Annotated in this window: 17 protein-coding genes; 10 read left to right on the forward strand and 7 right to left on the reverse strand. The window is 46.1% G+C overall.

The window, feature by feature from the left end; genetic code table 11:
• Positions 1 to 205: 205 nt before the first annotated feature.
• Genes PMG71_RS06790 through gpmI form a run of 3 tightly spaced genes read right to left on the reverse strand, consistent with a single transcriptional unit; the run spans position 206 to position 2,969 of the window.
• A complete protein-coding gene (locus PMG71_RS06790; RefSeq protein ID WP_283752899.1) occupies positions 206 to 1,105 on the reverse strand; it encodes a hypothetical protein in 900 nt (299 codons plus the stop codon).
• Positions 1,084 to 1,323, reverse strand: a complete 240-nt coding sequence (gene secG, locus PMG71_RS06795) for a preprotein translocase subunit SecG (RefSeq protein ID WP_283752900.1) — start codon at positions 1,321 to 1,323, stop codon at positions 1,084 to 1,086. Before secG ends, PMG71_RS06790 begins: the two co-directional genes overlap by 22 nt.
• A gap of 47 nt (positions 1,324 to 1,370) precedes the next feature.
• On the reverse strand, positions 1,371 to 2,969 hold the full coding sequence (gene gpmI, locus PMG71_RS06800) for a 2,3-bisphosphoglycerate-independent phosphoglycerate mutase (protein WP_283752901.1): 1,599 nt from the start codon (positions 2,967 to 2,969) through the stop codon (positions 1,371 to 1,373).
• A gap of 207 nt (positions 2,970 to 3,176) precedes the next feature.
• On the opposite strand from gpmI, the gene PMG71_RS06805 reads away from it, so the two are divergent.
• The 6 genes from PMG71_RS06805 to PMG71_RS06830 all read left to right on the forward strand — a co-directional run bounded on the left by PMG71_RS06805 (position 3,177) and on the right by PMG71_RS06830 (position 9,316).
• Complete coding sequence (locus PMG71_RS06805) at positions 3,177 to 4,379, forward strand: HhoA/HhoB/HtrA family serine endopeptidase (protein ID WP_283752902.1); 1,203 nt, start codon at positions 3,177 to 3,179, stop codon at positions 4,377 to 4,379.
• Between the two features lie 98 nt (positions 4,380 to 4,477).
• A complete protein-coding gene (locus PMG71_RS06810; RefSeq protein WP_283752903.1) occupies positions 4,478 to 4,762 on the forward strand; it encodes a hypothetical protein in 285 nt (94 codons plus the stop codon).
• 193 nt (positions 4,763 to 4,955) lie between these two features.
• On the forward strand, positions 4,956 to 5,663 hold the full coding sequence (gene rnc, locus PMG71_RS06815) for a ribonuclease III (protein WP_283752904.1): 708 nt from the start codon (positions 4,956 to 4,958) through the stop codon (positions 5,661 to 5,663).
• Positions 5,664 to 5,741: 78 nt separating this feature from the next.
• Positions 5,742 to 6,035 carry a DUF433 domain-containing protein gene (locus PMG71_RS06820; protein ID WP_283752905.1) on the forward strand — a complete coding sequence of 98 codons (294 nt, stop codon included), beginning with the start codon at positions 5,742 to 5,744 and terminating at the stop codon, positions 6,033 to 6,035.
• A 196-nt stretch (positions 6,036 to 6,231) separates the two neighbouring features.
• Positions 6,232 to 6,681, forward strand: coding sequence for a pentapeptide repeat-containing protein (locus tag PMG71_RS06825; RefSeq protein ID WP_283752906.1), 450 nt, complete (start codon positions 6,232 to 6,234; stop codon positions 6,679 to 6,681).
• 142 nt (positions 6,682 to 6,823) lie between these two features.
• Entirely contained in the window at positions 6,824 to 9,316 is a 2,493-nt protein-coding gene (locus tag PMG71_RS06830; protein ID WP_283752907.1) for a glycogen/starch/alpha-glucan phosphorylase, read from the forward strand.
• Between the two features lie 266 nt (positions 9,317 to 9,582).
• On the opposite strand, the gene PMG71_RS06835 is transcribed toward PMG71_RS06830, so the two are convergent.
• The 3 genes from PMG71_RS06835 to PMG71_RS06845 form a co-directional block, all read right to left on the reverse strand.
• On the reverse strand, positions 9,583 to 10,071 hold the full coding sequence (locus tag PMG71_RS06835; RefSeq protein ID WP_283752908.1) for a tellurite resistance TerB family protein: 489 nt from the start codon (positions 10,069 to 10,071) through the stop codon (positions 9,583 to 9,585).
• Between the two features lie 109 nt (positions 10,072 to 10,180).
• Complete coding sequence (locus PMG71_RS06840; RefSeq protein ID WP_283752909.1) at positions 10,181 to 11,314, reverse strand: iron-containing alcohol dehydrogenase family protein; 1,134 nt, start codon at positions 11,312 to 11,314, stop codon at positions 10,181 to 10,183.
• Between the two features lie 17 nt (positions 11,315 to 11,331).
• Positions 11,332 to 11,853 (reverse strand): Ycf51 family protein, encoded by a 522-nt coding sequence (locus PMG71_RS06845; RefSeq protein WP_283752910.1) that lies wholly within the window; start codon positions 11,851 to 11,853, stop codon positions 11,332 to 11,334.
• Positions 11,854 to 11,982: 129 nt separating this feature from the next.
• On the opposite strand from PMG71_RS06845, the gene PMG71_RS06850 reads away from it, so the two are divergent.
• The 3 genes from PMG71_RS06850 (at position 11,983) to PMG71_RS06860 (ending at position 14,000) form a co-directional block, all read left to right on the forward strand.
• On the forward strand, positions 11,983 to 13,278 hold the full coding sequence (locus tag PMG71_RS06850) for a D-alanyl-D-alanine carboxypeptidase (RefSeq protein WP_283752911.1): 1,296 nt from the start codon (positions 11,983 to 11,985) through the stop codon (positions 13,276 to 13,278).
• Positions 13,279 to 13,321: 43 nt separating this feature from the next.
• The gene (locus PMG71_RS06855; protein WP_283752912.1) at positions 13,322 to 13,504 is read left to right on the forward strand and encodes a hypothetical protein; all 183 of its coding nucleotides are present in this window, start codon (positions 13,322 to 13,324) and stop codon (positions 13,502 to 13,504) included.
• Positions 13,505 to 13,649: 145 nt separating this feature from the next.
• Positions 13,650 to 14,000 (forward strand): carboxymuconolactone decarboxylase family protein, encoded by a 351-nt coding sequence (locus PMG71_RS06860; RefSeq protein WP_283752913.1) that lies wholly within the window; start codon positions 13,650 to 13,652, stop codon positions 13,998 to 14,000.
• Between the two features lie 154 nt (positions 14,001 to 14,154).
• Here the strand turns inward: PMG71_RS06860 and PMG71_RS06865 are convergent, their stop codons facing one another.
• Positions 14,155 to 15,876: a peptide ligase PGM1-related protein gene (locus tag PMG71_RS06865; protein WP_283752914.1), complete on the reverse strand. Its 1,722-nt coding sequence runs from the start codon at positions 15,874 to 15,876 to the stop codon at positions 14,155 to 14,157.
• A 102-nt stretch (positions 15,877 to 15,978) separates the two neighbouring features.
• Here PMG71_RS06865 and PMG71_RS06870 point away from each other — a divergent pair, with 102 nt between their 5' ends.
• Complete coding sequence (locus PMG71_RS06870) at positions 15,979 to 18,411, forward strand: hybrid sensor histidine kinase/response regulator (RefSeq protein ID WP_283752915.1); 2,433 nt, start codon at positions 15,979 to 15,981, stop codon at positions 18,409 to 18,411.
• The last annotated feature ends 471 nt before the right edge of the window (positions 18,412 to 18,882 follow it).

Genomic DNA, 18,882 nt, shown 5'->3' on the forward strand with positions numbered 1-18,882 from the left:
GTGGGACATCTTGATCCCCCTTTCATGTCCGCTTGCGGAAAATCCCCCTTAAAAAGGGGGACTTTCCTATTCCCCCCTTTTTAAGGGGGGCAAGGGGGGATCTTTTCCTACTGTCCACCGATACAGCGCTTTGCGCTGTATAACTTCTTTGAGTTGTGGCTTTAGACAACAGGAACAGAACAGATCCGAACGGTCTGGTGAGTCCCTAGATCTTGGGCAGTTTGGGTAGTTTGGGCAATTTAGGGAGTTTGGGCAGTTTCGGCAGTGCAGGAAGACTGGGAAGAGGGGGAAGAGTGGGTAAGATGACTCCAGAATTGCCTAGCCTGGCTGCTTCTGAGCTTATGGGCCAACCCAGACGAGTGGGTTGTTGATAGATGCGCTTCAAGGTGTTGATATCGCGGGGGGAGATGGGGGGAGGATAGCGGACTTGGGAAAAATAGAGGGCATCGGTGGGTTCAGGGGAGTGTCCCCAAATGCCGATCGCATGGCCGAGTTCATGACGAGCGGTAGCGAGGGTATAGTCTGGGGTTTGGTCTGGGGTAAGGAAGATGTCACAGCGATGGAGCAGATAGTCTCGATCGGGCTGATGGGGGGGAGAGCCAAGATAGAGTTGATAGTTGGTGGTAGCCGATCGCACTCGTCCCAGTTCTCCATTGGGGCCGAGTTTTAGGGGGGGGCGCTGCCGGTGAATGATAATGTCGGCTGAGTCGGGGCGATCGCTAATTTCTAGGGGAAAATAGACTTGCCATTCTTCAATAGCACGGGTAACGGCTTCTACCCAACGGGGATCGGGGGTATCGAGATCGAGGTAGACCTGTACTGGAAACTCAGACCCAATTAAATACCCCACATTCAGGCGTTTAATCGCCTCAAAATAGTCCCCAGAGTCTTCAGGGTCGTGCCATTGCTCTAAGCGAGTGGGAAGAGGATGAACTTGGGGTTCCGGCCACCTGATTCCAGGAGGGAGGGCAACAGTAATTGTACAAGAAAAGACCGCCAACATGACTGTGGCGATCGCAGAGACGGTGCGGAGCCTTTTCTTACCCAGAGCAGCTCTCAAGGTATAGACCTTCAGGGAAAGTTTTAACCCACCGGTTCTAACCATCCAGCGCTTAACACCACAGTTAAGCCTAGAAAAAGAACCGTTAAAGCCCAAGTTGTTCGATTTAAAGTGGTTTCGGCACTTTTAGCACTGGTAAACAATTGAGCTTGGCCACCAATACCGCCAATACCATCTCCTTTCGGACTATGGAGCAGAATTAAGACCACCAAACTAAAGGCTGAGATGGCCCAAACAATTTGTAGGATGCTGACAACAGTCATAGGGTTATAGAAATGGAATGAACAATCATCAAGTGAGAGGTTGGAGTTTACCGAGAGAGGGAAACCGGCGATCGATTGGGTTGAACTTCATAGGAAGAGTTCTGGAAAATGGATTTTCCGGTCATTTCCTTGGGTTGAGGAATTTGCAGAATTTCCAGGATCGTGGGCGCAATATCGGCTAAACAGCCATCGGTTCTCAAAGCAACATTCGTGCCATGGCCGGGAATCTTACGCTTTTCGCCTTCAACCAATATAAAAGGTACGGGATTCGTCGTATGGGCTGTCCAAGGATTCCCTTTCTCATCGTACATGAGTTCGGCATTGCCATGGTCAGCAATAATAATGGTAGTTCCTCCGACTTTGCCGATCGCCTCAATCAAATAACCTAAGCACTCATCAACCGTTTCAATGGCCTTAACTGCTGCATCCATGACTCCCGTATGGCCGACCATATCGGGGTTAGCATAATTAATCACTACCATTGAATACACCTGTTCTTCGATGGCGGCGATCGCTGTTTCCGTGACTGCTTCAGCCGACATGCTCGGTTGTTGGTCATAGGTGGGAACCTGGGGAGAGGGAATTAACTCCCGGTCTTCTCCCTCTACCGGCTCTTCAAGTCCCCCATTAAAGAAATAGGTCACATGAGCATATTTTTCCGTTTCTGCGGTGCGAAACTGTCGCAGTCCTTGCTCTGCCAAAACCTCTGCCAAAATATGGTTTAGGTCTTGGGGTTCAAAAGCCACAGACACGGGTAGGCTACTGTCATATTGTGTAAACGTGACAAAGGACAGGGAATCGATAAGCGATCGCTCAAAGCCATCAAACTTGCGATCGACAAACGCTTGGGTAAGTTGACGAGAGCGATCGGGACGGAAATTAAAAAAGATGATTCCATCTCCGGCTTCTACTGCCCCCTCAGCAAAACGGACAGGAATCACAAACTCATCCGTCACTCCTTGCTCATAGGAAGCCTTCAACAGAGAAATAGCATCCCCTTGGGCCGTAATCCTATTGTCCGTCAGAACCTCATAGGCTTTTTGTATCCGATCCCAACGATGATCTCGATCCATAGCATAATAGCGACCCATCAAGGTGACAATTTTGCCCACTCCTAAGCCGTTAATTTCTGCTTGCAGTTTTTCCAGGTTTTTCACCCCATCCGTAGGATAGGTATCCCGACCATCCGTAATGGCGTGAATACAAACTTGTTCAATCTCCTGTGCTTTGGCTAGTTTTAGTAAACCCAATAGATGGTCTATGTGGGAATGAACACCTCCGTCCGAGCAAAGTCCAATCAAATGGAGTTTACTAGAGCGGGATTTGACTTGCTGACAGACTTCTTGTAAAACCGGGTTCTCTTGCAAAGAACCATCTTCAACCGCATCGGTAATCCGAAGCAGTTCTTGTTTTACAATCCGGCCTGCGCCAATGTTCATATGACCCACTTCTGAGTTACCCATTTGTCCTTGAGGTAACCCGACAGCTTTGCCAGAGGTTTGAATTAAAGTATTGGGGTAAGCTGCCTGTAGGCTATCCATTATGGGTGTTTTCGCGACGGCAATGGCGTTTCCGTCGGTGGCTTCACGGTAACCCCAGCCATCCAAAATGACTAGCACCACAGGAGATATCGGTGCTTTTGTCATAACCTATTCACCCTTTTGCTGAATTTCTGGCTCGATCATACCACTAGAGAGAAAAACCTGCCGTTTAAATTCCTGGGTGAGCAACAGTCAAGGGAAAATGACAGGTAAAATTAAGGAAATTATTCTAAGGTATTGATCGTGGAGGAGATCCATTTTTGGGCTTCTATTGTTCACAGTCATCACAATGTTCTAGGTGGATAAAAGGCTATGAGCTTATTGGTTAGACGAGGGATCATTTATCTAGGTGTGTTTGTCCTGGGGGGTAGTGTGGGTTGGCTAGGAAGCCGATACCTGCAAAACCATCAGATTTTGAGTCGTCCTCGTCCTTCTGCGGTTCCTGTGGTTTTGCCCCCACTACCTGAACCTTCAGCTCTGCCTGAATCACAGGAGCCGCTTCCTACGAATTTTATTGCTAGAGCTGTGGAGAAAGTGGGGCCGGCTGTGGTCAGAATTGATGCGACTCGACGGGTGAAAGCTCAGATTTCTCCCCCTTTTCGCAATCCTCTGTTAGATCGGTTTTTTGGTGAAGAGCTTCCGTCTGCCCCCGAACGGTTGGAGCGGGGTACGGGTTCGGGGGTGATTTTAAGTGCCCAAGGGCAGTTGGTGACGAATGCTCATGTGGTGGAAGGGGCAGATGTGGTCGAGATTACGCTCCGGGATGGACGCACGTTTGAAGGGGTGGTTTTGGGTCGAGATTCGGTAACAGATATTGCGGCGATCAAAATTGAGGCTCAAGAGTTGCCTGTGGCGGAAATTGGGGGGACAGAGGAGTTAGTTGCGGGACAGTGGGCGATCGCCATTGGTAATCCGTTAGGCTTAGATAATACGGTGACGGCGGGGATTATTAGCGCCACGGGGCGATCGAGCGCTCAAGTCGGTATTCCCGATAAGCGTGTCCGTTTTATTCAAACGGATGCCGCCATTAATCCGGGTAATTCCGGAGGACCTTTATTGAATGAACAGGGACAGGTGATTGGGATTAATACCGCCATTCGTGCCGATGCCCAAGGGTTAGGCTTTGCGATTCCCATTGAAACAGCCCTACGGGTTGCCGATCAATTGTTTACAAGTGGTACAGCAGAACATCCCTTTTTAGGCATTCAAATGGTGGATTTAACCCCTGCGACTAAAGCCTTATTGCAACAGCAGCAATTCCCCATCGCCGATCCCCTCAATGAAGGCGTTATTATTACGGGAATTGTACGAAATTCTCCTGCTGAAAATTCCCAGCTACAACAGGGAGATATTATTATCAGTGTTGATGGAATCTTGGTTAAGAATGCGACAGAAGTTCAAGCTCTGGTAGAACAGTCTACCGTAGGTGAATTACTGGTTTTAGGGGTGAACCGAGGAGGAGAAAAAATTGAGATTTCTATTCGTCCTGGATCGTTGCCCCAATCTAAACCCTAAAATCTATCTCTACCCCGGAGCGATCCGGATACAAGAAGTTCCTTTGAGTAGGAGATAAATGTCAAGGATTTATCATATTTTCCTCAAAGGAAAGGCTCATGATTGACTATTATAAAGGTTGGATTATTCAACTGTTTTTAGAAGATCAATATTGGCAAGTTGATGTTATCAGTCCAGATGGCCATTATTCTGAAATTGGTTGTTTAGTTGGAATGTATGGCGATCCCTTATCTGCTCTTCAGGATACTTATGAGCGCATCGATCGCCGGATTGCTTGGAGCAGTCTGAGGCAGATCTTAGCCGAGTTCCGCGATCGCGGCTTGATTTCAGAAACCGAGTGGGATAACTTGACTGACTCTTTAACCTGCTGGGTTGTGCAATAAGAACCCAGAATCCTACAGCGTTTAGTCTTATGGAATTGACAAAGATACTGGAATAATGATATCATAACATGCGCTTTTGTTTGAGATTGAGGCAACCGACCTAAACGCTAATCTAGGTTAGGTTGCCGGATTTGATATTAGATTCCCTAGGTTGGATCTTGATTCATCCTTACTAAACTCTGAGATCGTTTTTATGCATCGTCCCGCTAAACCGATAGAACTGCCAACTTTAAAAGATCAAGCCCTTTGGCTTCGTGCGTTAACCCATCGCTCCTATACCAATGAACATGCCGATATCCAAGAAGATAATGAAGGATTAGAATTTTTGGGCGATGCAGTTTTAGGCTTTTTAGTCAGTGAATTGATTTATAAGCGTTATGGCAATTCGGCACATATTACCGAAGCTCAAATGACCCGATTGCGCTCTAAATTAGTCGATGAACAACAACTCGCAAGATTAGCAGAAGAATTAGGTGTGGGTAAACTCATGCGTTTAGGCAAAGGAGCAATTCAAAACAACGCCCAAAACAATCCCGCCCTACTCAGTGATACCCTAGAAGCCATTATTGGAGCCTATTATTTAGATACAGGCATCGTGCAAGTGCGTAAACTGGTGAAAGGTTTGTTTACCAAAATTGCCGATGACTTGATGAAATCATCCGATTCTGAACATCCTCCAAGTTTAATTGACAGTAAAGGAAAATTTCAGCAATGGGCACTGAAAGAATATCAGCAAACTCCAGAATATAAAGTAGTTAAAGAATGGGGCGAAGACCATGAAAAAGTCTTTTGTATTGAAGTTTGGGTAAAGGGCAAAAAGTATGGCGAAGGTAAAGGCCGTCGCAAAAAGGAAGCCGAGAAAAAAGCGGCTGAAGATGCCTTGCAGCATGTAGAGGGTTAGATCGATTAAAAATCGGTAATACCCACAACCCAGAAACCCGGTTGCTAACGTCCATTGAAAGATAACCCCAAAAAAACCATGCAAGTAACAACTGATATTGGTACATTAATTGTACAAACCCCTGAAACTTGTGGTAACCTGCCACGAATTGCAGGCACTCGCGTTACCGTTCAAAATATTGTTATTGATTTCCAAGCAGGAATGAAACCGGAAGAGATTCTGGCACAAAGAATCAATTTAACACCGGCACAGGTTTATGCTGCTTTAGCCTACTATTATGCTAATCAAGGACGTATTGATAGGGATATTAAAGCCTATTATGAAGAGTGCGATCGCCTAGAAAGGGAATACCAGAATAATCAAGTGCTATGAGTAAAGTTCGTCTATATCTTGATGAAGATGCACTTCAAGATGGATTAGTGCAAGCTTTACGGAATTCTGGTGTAGATGTCATATTGAATCGTCTATATATAACAAATTGTTACAAAAAACCGCCTAGATAGGTGACGGTTGTCCCCTTCAGTTGGGACAATAGAGACTGTGTTCATGTTAAAACCTGAACGTCTCTATGGATGTCAATAATTTTCTAGACCGTTATGCCGCAGGGGAACGTTATTTTAAGGACGTTGACCTGTTTCGAGCTGAATTGAGTAGTGCTAATTTGCCTGGAATTCGCTTATTGCGAGCCGATCTATTTGCGGCTAATCTATTTCGGATTAATCTGGTGGGGGCTGATTTGTTCCGCGCTCGATTAATTCGAGCTAATTTGTACTGTGCTAATTTGAGTGGAGTTAATCTGAGTGAAGCTGAACTCATTGGCGCAGATCTCCGAGGTGCAGACTTAAGTGGGGCAGATTTAAGTGGGGCAGATTTAACGGATGCCAATTTAAGCTATGCTGATTTGAGTCTGGCTAGTTTATGTCGAGCGAACTTAACCCATGCCCAGTTCGATACAGCAAAATTGGATAAAACCGATTTGAGTAAAGCGGTTATGCCAGATGGAGTCCCACATTCTTAAGAGATAAAGCAAGGGGTTAGGGGCCCCTTGTTGATTTTTGTGCAAAGGGAGAGGTGAAGCACAACAAGATTAAAGATTAGGGGATCTTTTAGCATCTACACTTGAAATTTATGTAATCGTTATTCGTGATTCAAATTAGATTATGTCAAGCCAATTTTTTTCTCAAGATAATGATGTGACGAAAGTGGATTCTGGCAGTCAGGACAGTCAGGTGGAAGCTTTAAAACAGGATTTTATTCGTAATCTGCATTGTCTTCAAGGGAAAACGCTCAATCTTGCGACTCCCTATGATTATTATATGGCTCTGGCGTATACGGTGCGCGATCGCCTCCTAGACCATCGCCTTCATACGACTCATCGCTACCGAGAACAGCAGGCTAAAACCGTCTATTATCTGTCTGCGGAGTTTCTCATGGGTCGTCAACTGAGTAATAATTTACTCAATTTAGGCATTTATGAGGACATGGTGGCTGCCTTAGAGCAGTTGGGCTTAAATCTCCAAGATTTGGTGGTGTTAGAAGCAGAACCGGGTTTAGGTAATGGGGGTTTGGGTCGCTTGGCTGCCTGCTTTCTAGATTCATTGGCTACCTTAAGTTTACCCGCTATGGGCTATGGCATCCGCTATGAATTTGGCATTTTCGATCAACTGATCATCAATGGGGTGCAAGTGGAGCGTCCCGATAAATGGTTGCGCTATGGAAACCCTTGGGAAGTGTGCCGGCCAGAATCAAGTGTGCGGGTAAAATTTGGCGGATATACGGAATTTTCTGAAGATGAATCTGGGCAAATACATATTCGGTGGATAGGCGATCGCGAAGTGACGGGAACCCCCTATGATACCCCTGTCCCAGGCTATCAAAATCAGACCGTCAATCGGTTAAGATTATGGCGGGCCCATGCCACAGAAGAACTCAATTTTGCTGATTTCGATCGCGGGGATTATGTAGGAGCAGTAGCCGATAAAATTTTCTCGGAAAATATTTCTAAAGTCCTCTATCCCAATGATAATACCTCCCAGGGTAAACAGTTACGGCTAGAGCAGCAATATTTCTTTGTTAGTTGTTCTCTACAAGATATTATTAATCGCTATAGACGGCAGTATGAAACCTTCGATCGCTTCCATGAGAAAGTAGCCATTCAGCTCAATGATACCCATCCATCTATTGGCGTAGCAGAGTTGATGCGGTTGTTAGTAGATGAATATCACTTGGGCTGGAATCGCGCTTGGTACATGACTAAGCATGTTTTTGCCTATACGAATCATACCCTACTTTCGGAAGCACTGGAAACTTGGCCGGTGAGTTTGTTTGAATCCTTGCTGCCGCGACATTTAGAAATCATTTATGAAATTAATCAGCGCTTTATGAATGAGGTGCGTTCTCGATACCCTGGAGATTTAGACCGATTGTCCCGCATGTCTTTAGTCCAGGAATATCCAGAGAAAAAAATTAGAATGGCCCATTTAGCTTGTGTGGGTTCTTCTTCTATTAATGGAGTAGCTCAACTGCATACAGATTTGTTAAAAGCTCAGGTTTTACATGATTTTTATGACTATTGGCCGCAAAAGATTCAGAATAAAACCAATGGGATTACTCCCCGGCGCTGGCTACTGTTGAGTAATCCTCAGTTGTCTGGTTTAATTAGCTCGCAAATGGGTCAGGGTTGGATTACTAATTTAGATCAATTGCGGGGATTAGAACCCTATGCTGACGATCCGAAATTTCAACAGGAATGGCAACAGATCAAATACGAGCATAAGATGGCTTTGACCGAGCATATTTTGCTGTTTAATGATTTAGAGGTGAATCCGGATTCTTTGTTTGATATTCAAGTGAAACGGATGCATGAGTATAAGCGTCAACTGTTGAGTGTGCTGCATATTATTACGTTGTATCATCGGATAAAGCAGAACCCTGGCTTAAATCTTGTCCCTAGGACGTTTATTTTCGCCGGGAAAGCAGCTCCGGGCTACTTTATGGCAAAAATGGCGATCCAGTTGATTAATGCGGTGGCGAGGGTGGTAAATGCCGATTCAGAGGTGGGCGATCGCCTAAAAGTGGTATTTCTCGCCGGATATTCCGTTTCCTTGGGACAAAAAATTTACCCGGCTGCCGATCTCTCGGAACAGATTTCCATGGCAGGAAAAGAGGCATCGGGTACGGGAAATATGAAATTTGCCCTCAATGGTGCGGTAACGATTGGGACGTTAGATGGGGCGAATATTGAAATCCGGGAAGAAGTGGGTGAGGAGAATTTTTTCCTGTTTGGTTTAACCGCATCGGAAGCACAAGCACTCAAAGCACAGGGGTATCATCCAAAATCCTATTATCGCCGGAATCGAGAACTAAAAGCGGCGATCGATGGCATTGCGAATGGGGAGTTTTCCCCAGAAAATCCGGAGTTATTTCGCCCCATTGTTGATTCCTTATTGGAGCGGGATGAATATTTACTCTTAGCTGACTATGCCGATTATATCCACTCTCAAGAGCGCGTCAGTCAAGCGTATCAAGACCGGGTAAACTGGACGAAGAAATCGATTTTGAATACGGCGAGGATGGGCAAGTTTTCCAGCGATCGCGCGATCGCCGAATATGCTAGAGATATTTGGCACATTCAGCCCGTTTATCCTTCTTAATCTGAAGTCCGATTAAGCACCATCATTAAACACCTAGGGAGCGAGACGCTCCCACTCCAGTCATCTCAAAGGATTGAGGGAATGCGGGCATCTTGCCCGCTAGTCATAACCCCATAAAAAATCATCTTAAGCACCATCATTAAACACCTAGGGAGCGAGACGCTCCCACTCCAGTCATCTCAAAGGATTGAGGGAATGCGGGCATCTTGCCCGCTAGTCATAACCCCATAAAAAATCATCCCTCTTTATAGCACCATTCTATGGACTTACGACTGAAAAAACTTAACCAATTCCTGAGTCAGAGTGTCCACCATCGTTTGGTCTTTTCCTATCTCTGCGGCAGCTTCTTGGGCAATTGTTGTCGCTTCTTCCGCCGGTAAATCCACCAATTTCACCAACTTCTTATAGGCTTCTTCCTCCTCGGCATTAATCAAATCTTCATCGGGAGTACGAGCGCTAGAAGCAATCACTTCATATCCCAATTTCAAGGCAATTTTGCGTTCTTCCACAGTTTCTAACTTAGGAATCAACTCTTCTAGGGGAATATTTTGCATCATATAATCCCGTAATTCTTGTTTCAGTTCCTGCTGTTGTGTCGAGTCTCCAGGAGCAAACAACTGACTAAAGCGATCGAGCATGATATCGACTTCTTCTGTGGCTAACTCCCCATCAGACCAAGCCATGGCTGTAACGACACGCAATACATTCATCTGACGGGGTGTAATGGGAGGAGGGGGCGGGGGTTGCAGAGCCATAGGTTCTCCTAATTTGGGTGATGAGTTTTAATTTTCCACGGTAACATGGTTTGCAGGCAATAGGCAATTGACAATTACCCATTACCTATGACCAGAATGAAAGCACTTTTTAATTCAGGGTAGAAACCATGGCTGCTACCAGTTGATCTGGATTGACGGCAAAGGGAAGATGGTGGATATCGGAAGATTTAGCGCAGGCGATCGCCGCCACTTGTCGCAATTGAGCTAAAGTTACCTCTGCTAAACCTAAATCTTCTAAGGTTTTCGGTAAGCCAATTTGCTCATAAAACTGAATCAACTGTTGACGAGCGGAGAGGGCCAAATGATTATTTTGAATCATTTCCTCTAAGCGCAGTTGCACCAAAATCCCATAGGCCACTTTTTCCCCATGGATCGTTTTGTGGGTAGGGTCAATATGGGTTAAGCCATTATGTACCGCATGGGCTGCTACGGTGCGACATTGAGCGCCCCCTAATCCTCCGGTTACCCCAGCCATCAATACGCAAGCATCGACAATTTGTTTCCAGGTCTCGCTTCCGGGGTTTTGCAGAGCTTGAGGGGAATGTTGCAAGAGGATATCGCGCAGGACTCTCGCCTGTTGCACGGCAGCAATAATTAAGGTTTGTTCGCAATGACCGCTACTGACTGAGGCTTCATACCATTTGGCGATCGCATCCCCAATTCCTGCCACTAACGTGCGTTTGGGAGCCGTGAGAATCAGATCGTAGTCCAGGATCAGCAGATCGGGACAGCGATCTAGGGCTACATCATAGAGAAAAGCCCCTTGATTAGAATAGACATTGGAGAGGGCTGTCCAAGCGGCACAGGTTGCGCCGGAAGTGGGGAGGGTGGCGATCGCCAAATGACATTGATGGGCAATCAGTTTAGCCGTATCCAGAGCTTTACCCCCACCCACACCAATAATAAAATCCGCTTGATGATCGGCTACCGCTTGACGCAGAGTTTCTAGGGAAGTTTCGCTACAGTCGGGTAGATAGGAAGCCGTTTGTGGGGTTAAACCTTGCTCTTCGAGAACGGTAAAGAGGCGCGGTTGAATGATGCTCAAAGCGCGATCTCCCCCAATGACCAAGGGACGCTGACCTAAAGCGGCCAACTCCCTGCCACTGTTCTCTAAAATCTGCGATCCCCGAATGACCCGCGCTGGTCCTACATGAATGGTGATGGGACTGCTAACGGGAGTGATGGAGTTACATTCAGAGGTTGATGGGGTTGGTTGGATCATTTATGCATCTCCTGAATTTAAGAAGGGTTCAGAGTCTGAAGCTGTTGCAGGTTTTCTCGGTTAATCTCCACCGTAATTTCTCGATCTCCTCCCCGATCGAGGGATTGTTGGGCTTTGCCTAAATATATCGCCTCTGATATTTGGGGTTGGGGGTGGACAATAGTGCGAGCCAAAACGGTTGGGCGATCGCTATTGGTTGCCGGTCTCCCATAGGAAAATAGATTAATCGCTGCTTGTTTGAGGGTAGCTTCTAATTCTGATTCTGTAATTTGGGGCGATACGGCAATCACGGTATGGGCTGCACCATTATCGAAAACTAGGGAATACCGCACCGAGCCAGGAACGACAGTTCGGGTAAAGGGAACCAAGCTCAAGGAAAACAGGCCGGCAGTCAGTACCGCCATAAATGAACTGATCCCGACAAAGCGGAAGCGAAACCCCCACTTAAAGACGAAGCAAAGAAGGGTGAAGGCAATACTGACTCCGGTGGCGATCGCAAACCACTCAGAAGCTTGTAAAAAATCTGCGGTTGTGGGCATGGCAATGTTATCTTAAATGACGTTTGGTTAAGATTTATGATAAGTCATTGAGGCCGTCCTGATGAGGGAGCAGGGGCGTATTTAACAGTAGCAAACTTTAGAGATTGTTCTTGAAGGGAGATATACAGAGTGTTGGAGTGGTTAAGCGCAATTCCCCTAGCCTTATGGTTAGACCAAGCTGGATTAAAGGATGTATTGCAGATCCCGGTTACCTGGCAACAAAATACCTCTCGCTGGGTTGTCCATGCTGATTCCAGGGTGAATCTGACCGGTCTGATTAATCCTTATCTGAACAGTTGGAGTCAAAAAAGCCCCGGACAAAGCTATCACGGCATTTGGCTGCAATCGGGAGAGTCGGTTTTATTTGACCATCAGGGCACTGAGCTATTTTCGGGGGCATCTTTAACTAAGGTGGCCACTACCTTAGCTGCTCTGCAAGAGTGGGGCCCCTATCATCAGTTTACGACTCAAGTGGCGATCGCCGGTGAACTCAATCATGGGGTAGTGGAAGGAGATTTAGTCATCATTGGGGGTTCCGATCCGCTTTTGGTGTGGCAAGAGGCGATCGCGATCGGTCAACAGCTTAATCAATTGGGGATTACTCAAATCACCGGCGATTTAATTATTACTGGCCCCCTGTGGATGAACTATGAAACCGATCCGGCTACAGTGGGGGCCCTCTTTTATCGCAGCATGAATGCTAATCTTTGGGATCGCCAATTAGAACAACAGTATCGTAGTTTACCCCATGATTTACCCCGGCCCCAAGTGGCGATCGCCGGTTCCATTCGTGCCCAAGCTGCCCCAACTCAGTTGACTCCTTTATTACGTCACCAGTCCTTAGCTCTCGTGGAAATCCTCAGACGGATGAATGTCCATAGTCACAATGCGTTAGCCGAAACCCTGGCCGAATCCCTAGGGGGCGATCGTCGGGTGGAGGAATTGGCCGCTGGTTTTGCCGGTATTCCCTCGGATGAAATACACCTGATCAATGGATCGGGATTGGGGGTTGATAACCGCATGTCTCCCCGTTGTTCCGTTTTATTATTGATGGCAATACAACGGTATTTACAGTTATATCATCTCAGTATTGCGGATGCTTTTCCAGTGGCGGGTTATGATGGGGGCACAATTAGCGATCGCCATCCGCCTCAATATAGTATAGTTAAAACGGGCACGCTTTCAACCGTCAGTAACTTGGCTGGGGTGATTTTTACCCGCGATCGGGGTTTAGTTTGGTTTAGTATCATGAATCAAGGCTGGGATATTGAAGGCTTTCGCGTCCAACAGGATGAATTATTGCGTACCCTCGCCAACCATTGGGGTGGAGTGAGCCATCCCCCAGAAGCCATAGAACCCAACACCCAGCTTGCTGCATCCCTACGCACCCTTGGAGACGTTTCCCGTCATCAAATTCTTTGGTAAAATAACAGTCAAGCCCTCTTCAGAGAACAATAGCGCTAATTCTATGGGACGCAAAGCCAAACTCAAGCATCAACGTCATCAACCCCAAACTTCCCAGCCTCAGTCGGAGCCTACACCTTTAGATACCACCGATTTTGTCAAAGACCTGGAAAAAAAAGGTTATGGCTTCAAAGAGAGCAAAACTGCCCCAGAGATTCCCCAGCATCAGATTAAACCCCAATTGTGAGGGGGGGAAGATTCTCCAGGGCTATAGATAGGCTATAAATTTAGTAAAAACTTAATAACCAAACAGTAGTATTGCGCTATAATGATAGTTGAATCATCATTGAACCCTTCAATGATCTAGAGAAACATTCCCAGGAGATAATCTGATGAAAAACTATCCCGAAATTGGCAAAAACTTTATCGAGGGCAGCAAAAAACTGGGGGCACAAGAGCCAGAAACCATGAAAGCATTTGGGGCTTTAATCAAGGCTACAACCCTGAAAGAGGGAGCGCTCTCTCCTAAAATCAAAGAATTGATTGCTCTTGCTCTGGGTATTGCGGCCCGATGTGATGGTTGTATTGCTCATCACACCCACGAATGCATTAAAGCTGGAGTCACCCGTGAAGAACTGGTAGAAATGATCGGTGTTTGTCAACTGATGGGGGGTGGGCCATCAACGGTTTATGGTGCAGAGGCCTTGATGGCTTATGACCAGTTTATGGCAGAAAAATCCTAAAGATTAATTCATCTCAAGGAGATAGAGTTTTGCTTGCTTAATGAGGTACAAGGGAAGCAGATCCTCCCATGAAAAATCCCCCTTTTTAAGGGAGATCAAGATGTATCATGGGGGGTCAAAAGGGTTAATCAGTAATAAGACAATCGTTTTTCTCTTAATGATGAATCAGAGGATTACCAATGATATTAGACTTCGGTGAAATGGGCGTTTTAGCGGTTCCCGTATAGAGGTTTGTTTCTCGATCTAAAACCGAAATAACTTTTTGATGAAAAAGTTCACATTGAGCTAAGGAGTCACCGATATTAGTCAATCCCAGCTTACCAAATTCAGATAAAGTTCCTATTAAATGAAAAATGGTTCCGGTTTCGGTTCCGGTATCAAAATGCAGATTATGATGGGCGATGATATCAATTAAATCGTGGGGCAAGAGTCCTTGATATCGTTTTTGCTTTAAATTATCGGTAGCCAAATAATATTTTGGCCGCCCTTTTTGGCTATAAAACAAGCCATCCTCAGCATTATAAAATCCTCCGGTCAAATATTTTAAGGTCATAAACGGATGGGTGGTTCCACCGCAGCGCAGATTAATTTCAATGGCGAATATATCCCAATCTGGGGAAGAGGGATTTCCAGAGGGAACGGCGATAAAATCTACGGCAAATCGCTCTAAGGCTCCTTTTTCGGCTAAGTTCTGGCCAATTAGGCGGCCATATTCTTGAATTTTCAGGCGATAAGCTTCGTCGGCGGGAAATTGGCAACCTAAGTAAATTTGTCCATCGGGGCCACCTAAAATTTGGTCATGGGTGGAGAGAATTTCTACGGTTCCTAGGGGGGTGATTTGGGCTTGAACGCTGGGCGATCGCTTTTTGTCTCCTTCAATAAAGGCTTCGACAATGGCTCCCAATTCGGGAATACGGGAGCCAAAGGTGGGCCAGGTTTCTCCAGGGCCTTGAAATCTGAGATGCTGAAACTGGTTTTTAATTGCGCGAACGCGATCGCCATGACTCGCCCTTCCCGGTTGATAATCAGCAAGGGGACTCAAATTGAGCAAGGCATTGCCTTCACCAGAAAATCCTTCATTGAGTTTAATTACCATGCGCTTTAGGTGGGGTTGTCGCTCCCATAAGTCGGCAGAGGCTTCGGCTAAGTCCTGGGAATTCCACACCGAATGACATCCATCGGGATGGGGAATATGACATTGGGCAAAAATTTCCCGACTGCCGGATTTTGTGCCCCAATGGAGTAAATCCGGATCACAAGCAAATAGGGGTAGCTGTAATTTGACGGATAATTCCCGTTCCCAGGAAGTGGAATTAAAACAAACCATATAGGATTGGGAGGGACGGAGCGATCGCCGAATGCGCTCAATTAAGCGGGGACGGTCTAAAATTTTTTCCGTTAGAGATTTACAGGAGCGATCGTAAGCTGAGAAGAGTAATAGGCGATCGCGAGCATGGGAAAAAGGAATACCGGGCAAAAGATGGAGATAATAATCAACAATAATCTCTGGTAGCGGTTCGGAGGTAACATAAACTAAGCGAGTGTGGGGATTTTTTAAGCGAATCAGGGAAAACAGCATTCGTTCTTCGTAGTGCATGACCCCTTCAACTTTCTGAAGTTCTTGTTGATCTAAGGTCAGGGAGGGAATAACCAAGATATCATAATCATCAGGTTCAGTTATAGAGTAAGTGTGCCAATTCGGGGCGATCTGACTTTGATCCAGGAGTTGGGGTAACTCACAACTGTGATGAGAGAGTGAATTTCGCCACTGAGTTTGAAGATATTGAAATTGCTCAATAACATCTGGTCGATCTTTACATTCGATTCCGTGGTTGGAGTGGTGCATGAGGTTAACCCCACGATAAAGTCTAAACATATAGAACCTTATCAGATCGGATGTGTGCTATTTGATGAATAATCTTTGAGCAAATACCAACCCTTTTAGACTTAAGTCCTTTCCGTCGATCCCAGGTGAATCATGATCATCGAAGATGAAGAACTGCGGCAACTGTATAAAGTCTCTAGCGAGGAACACCTGCAAAATTTAGAGGCAGGTATTTTGCACCTAGAGCAACATCCAGAGGATGGGGAAAAACTCCAAGAAGTGCTGCGAGAAGCTCATACCCTCAAAGGAGACTCTCGTATGTTAGGAGTTAAGGATGTGGAATCTTTGTCCCATCAAATCGAGCAAGTCGTCGGTAAACTCAAGGAGGATAGTACGGCCCTTGAGGGGGGTATGGGCGATCGCCTCTATTATGGCTTAGATGCCATGCGCCAAATGGTTCATGAAGCTGTAACTGGTGAGCCTTCAGGCATTCAAGCCTATAAGGTGTTAGCCGTACTGATGGGGGCGAATATCCCCGAAAGTCCGACCGCTCAGACTAAACCCCAACCAGACCAGCAAATAGAGCCGGTAGAAGGGGTTTCTGTAACCGATGTCTCCCTCCCGGAACCAGAGCCAGAAGAGCCTTCAGAGGAGCCACTAGAGCCAGTAGAAGCTGTATCTGTGACACCGGTTTCCCCTCCCGAAGCACCACCGGAACCTGTGCCAGAGGAGCCAAAAGTACCACCCAAACCAGTTTCTGAAGTGCCCTCCGTTCCCCCTGTACCCCAAAAGACGGATGCAAAACCAGAAACACCGGTGATGGGATCGAGTTATCGGATTGAGAGTGTGCGGGTGGCGACTCGTAATCTAGATGATTTGATGACGCAAACGGGGGAGTTAACCGTCAGTAAGATCCGCATGGCCCATCATATTAATACCATTAACGATATGGTGAATTTATGGGAGGAGTGGAACCGGCAAACCTATGGCAATCTGAGTTTTGAGCAGAGTGTGGACAAGTTGCAAGCGCTCAAACAACGGCATGAAGAATATTTAGAAGAAATGGGTAAGCTCTTGAATGAGTTGCGATCGCGAGCTTCGGAAGATGTCGCTCGTTTAGAGGCGATCTCTAGCCAACTCGATTCTGGTATTCGCACCCTCAGACTCTTACCTTTATCTACTATTTTTAACCTATTTCCCCGCTTAGTTCGCGATTTAGCCAAACAACAAGGGAAACAAGTCAACTTAATTATTGAAGGTGCAGAAACCAAAGCCGATAAACGCATTTTAGAAGAAATGAAAGACCCGTTAATGCATATGATCCGTAATAGCATCGATCATGGCATTGAAACCCCAGCAGAGCGGATTGCTCAAGGCAAAATACCCCAAGCAACCATTCGTCTTAGGGGATCTCAATCGGGCAATAGTATTCTGATTGAACTTGAAGATGATGGTCAAGGATTAAACCTAGAAAACATTAAACGCACGGCCAAAGAAAAGGGACTGCGGCGACCCGAAGAACTCGAAGCCATGACCGAGGCACAAATTCAAGCCCTAATTTTTGCCCCTGGATTTTCCACTCGTAAATTCGTCACCGAAGTTTCTGGGCGCGGTGTGGGATTAGATGTTGTCCGCACTAATGTAGAGCATTTGAAGGGCAATATTCAGGTTGACTCAACTCCCGGTAAAGGCTGTAAATTTACGATTCAACTGAGTACCAGTTTAGCCACGGCTTCCGTTTTATTGGTATCCGTTCAAGGCTCAACCTATGCTATTCCCGTGGAGTTTGTGAAGACTACACTGTTAATTCCAGAGCATCAGATTTTTGCTATTGAGGGTCGAGATACTTATGCTATGGAGGATCGACCGATTTCTATTGCCCGGCTAGAAGAAATTTTAGAATTATCTATTCCTTCTGCATCTCAGGCGGAATTGGCTAAAAGCAAAACCATAGAATTTTGGCCTTGTATTATTCTGCAAGTGGGGCCAGAATTATTAGGCGTGATTGTCGATGAACTGCTCGATCAACAGGATATTATTCTCAAACCCCAAAGTCTGCTCCTGCAAAGAGTGCGGAATGTTTCTGGGGCGACGATTTTAGGCACGGGGGAAGTTTGTATGGTCTTAAATCCCCAAGATTTAGTCAAGTCTGTCCAGAAGAAAAATATTCAGCGTAAAGTTGAGTCTTTACAGGTGGTGAACCCGAAGGAAGAAAATCAGAAATCAGCCGTTTTATTATTAGCAGAAGATTCCATCGCTACCCGTACCCAAGAAAAACGAATTTTGGAAAGTGCAGGGTATGAGGTGGTTACGGCGGTGGATGGTTTGGATGCCTATAATAAGTTGAGAAGCCGTCATTTTGATGGGGTGATTTCTGATGTGCAAATGCCTAATTTAGATGGATTGTCATTAGCGGCTAAAATTCGGGAGCATAAGGAATATGAAGACCTGCCAATTATTTTAGTTACGTCTTTGGCTTCTGATGAAGATAAACATCGGGGTGCAGAAGCTGGAGCAAGTGCCTATTTGACGAAGGGGGGGTTTAGTCAGGAGTTGTTGTTAGAAACGGTGCGCCGTTTGGTGTAGATTTTTCCCCCATCCCTTTTCAGATTGGCGATAGCTGATATCAAGTCCGGTTTCCGCAAGCGGACATGAAAATTTGTTAAGAAGCGGGCAAGATGCCCGCACTCCTCTAATCCCTTGATATGACTGGAGTGGGAGCATCTTGCTCCCTGGATTTTTAATTAGGGTATTTCTGCTTCGCGGACATGAATAAGCGAACTTGATATGAAGAAGCGGGCAAGATGCCCGCACTCCTCTAATCCCTTGATATGACTGGAGTGGGAGCGTCTCGCTCCCTGGATTTTTAATTAGGGTATTTCCGCTTCGCGGACATGAATAAGCGAACTTGATATGAAGAAGCGGGCAAGATGCCCGCACTCCTCGAATTCTTTGATATGACTGGAGTGGGAGCGTCTCGCTCCCTGGATTTTTAATTAGGGTATTTCCGCTTCGCGGACATGAATAAGCGAACTTGATATCATGTCCGCTAAATGA

Origin of the sequence: Roseofilum acuticapitatum BLCC-M154 (genome assembly GCF_030068475.1) — a bacterium.
Taxonomy (GTDB): domain Bacteria; phylum Cyanobacteriota; class Cyanobacteriia; order Cyanobacteriales; family Desertifilaceae; genus Roseofilum; species Roseofilum acuticapitatum.

Coding starts and splice junctions, on each gene's coding strand:
- PMG71_RS06840 (WP_283752909.1), bottom strand. CDS start 11,314: ATGATCCAACCAACCCCATCAACCTCTGAATGTAACTCCATCACTCCC.
- PMG71_RS06870 (WP_283752915.1), top strand. CDS start 15,979: ATGATCATCGAAGATGAAGAACTGCGGCAACTGTATAAAGTCTCTAGC.
- PMG71_RS06820 (WP_283752905.1), top strand. CDS start 5,742: ATGCAAGTAACAACTGATATTGGTACATTAATTGTACAAACCCCTGAA.
- PMG71_RS06825 (WP_283752906.1), top strand. CDS start 6,232: ATGGATGTCAATAATTTTCTAGACCGTTATGCCGCAGGGGAACGTTAT.
- PMG71_RS06835 (WP_283752908.1), bottom strand. CDS start 10,071: ATGGCTCTGCAACCCCCGCCCCCTCCTCCCATTACACCCCGTCAGATG.
- PMG71_RS06855 (WP_283752912.1), top strand. CDS start 13,322: ATGGGACGCAAAGCCAAACTCAAGCATCAACGTCATCAACCCCAAACT.
- PMG71_RS06790 (WP_283752899.1), bottom strand. CDS start 1,105: ATGGTTAGAACCGGTGGGTTAAAACTTTCCCTGAAGGTCTATACCTTG.
- secG (WP_283752900.1), bottom strand. CDS start 1,323: ATGACTGTTGTCAGCATCCTACAAATTGTTTGGGCCATCTCAGCCTTT.
- PMG71_RS06830 (WP_283752907.1), top strand. CDS start 6,824: ATGTCAAGCCAATTTTTTTCTCAAGATAATGATGTGACGAAAGTGGAT.
- PMG71_RS06810 (WP_283752903.1), top strand. CDS start 4,478: ATGATTGACTATTATAAAGGTTGGATTATTCAACTGTTTTTAGAAGAT.
- PMG71_RS06805 (WP_283752902.1), top strand. CDS start 3,177: ATGAGCTTATTGGTTAGACGAGGGATCATTTATCTAGGTGTGTTTGTC.
- PMG71_RS06845 (WP_283752910.1), bottom strand. CDS start 11,853: ATGCCCACAACCGCAGATTTTTTACAAGCTTCTGAGTGGTTTGCGATC.
- rnc (WP_283752904.1), top strand. CDS start 4,956: ATGCATCGTCCCGCTAAACCGATAGAACTGCCAACTTTAAAAGATCAA.
- PMG71_RS06865 (WP_283752914.1), bottom strand. CDS start 15,876: ATGTTTAGACTTTATCGTGGGGTTAACCTCATGCACCACTCCAACCAC.
- PMG71_RS06860 (WP_283752913.1), top strand. CDS start 13,650: ATGAAAAACTATCCCGAAATTGGCAAAAACTTTATCGAGGGCAGCAAA.
- gpmI (WP_283752901.1), bottom strand. CDS start 2,969: ATGACAAAAGCACCGATATCTCCTGTGGTGCTAGTCATTTTGGATGGC.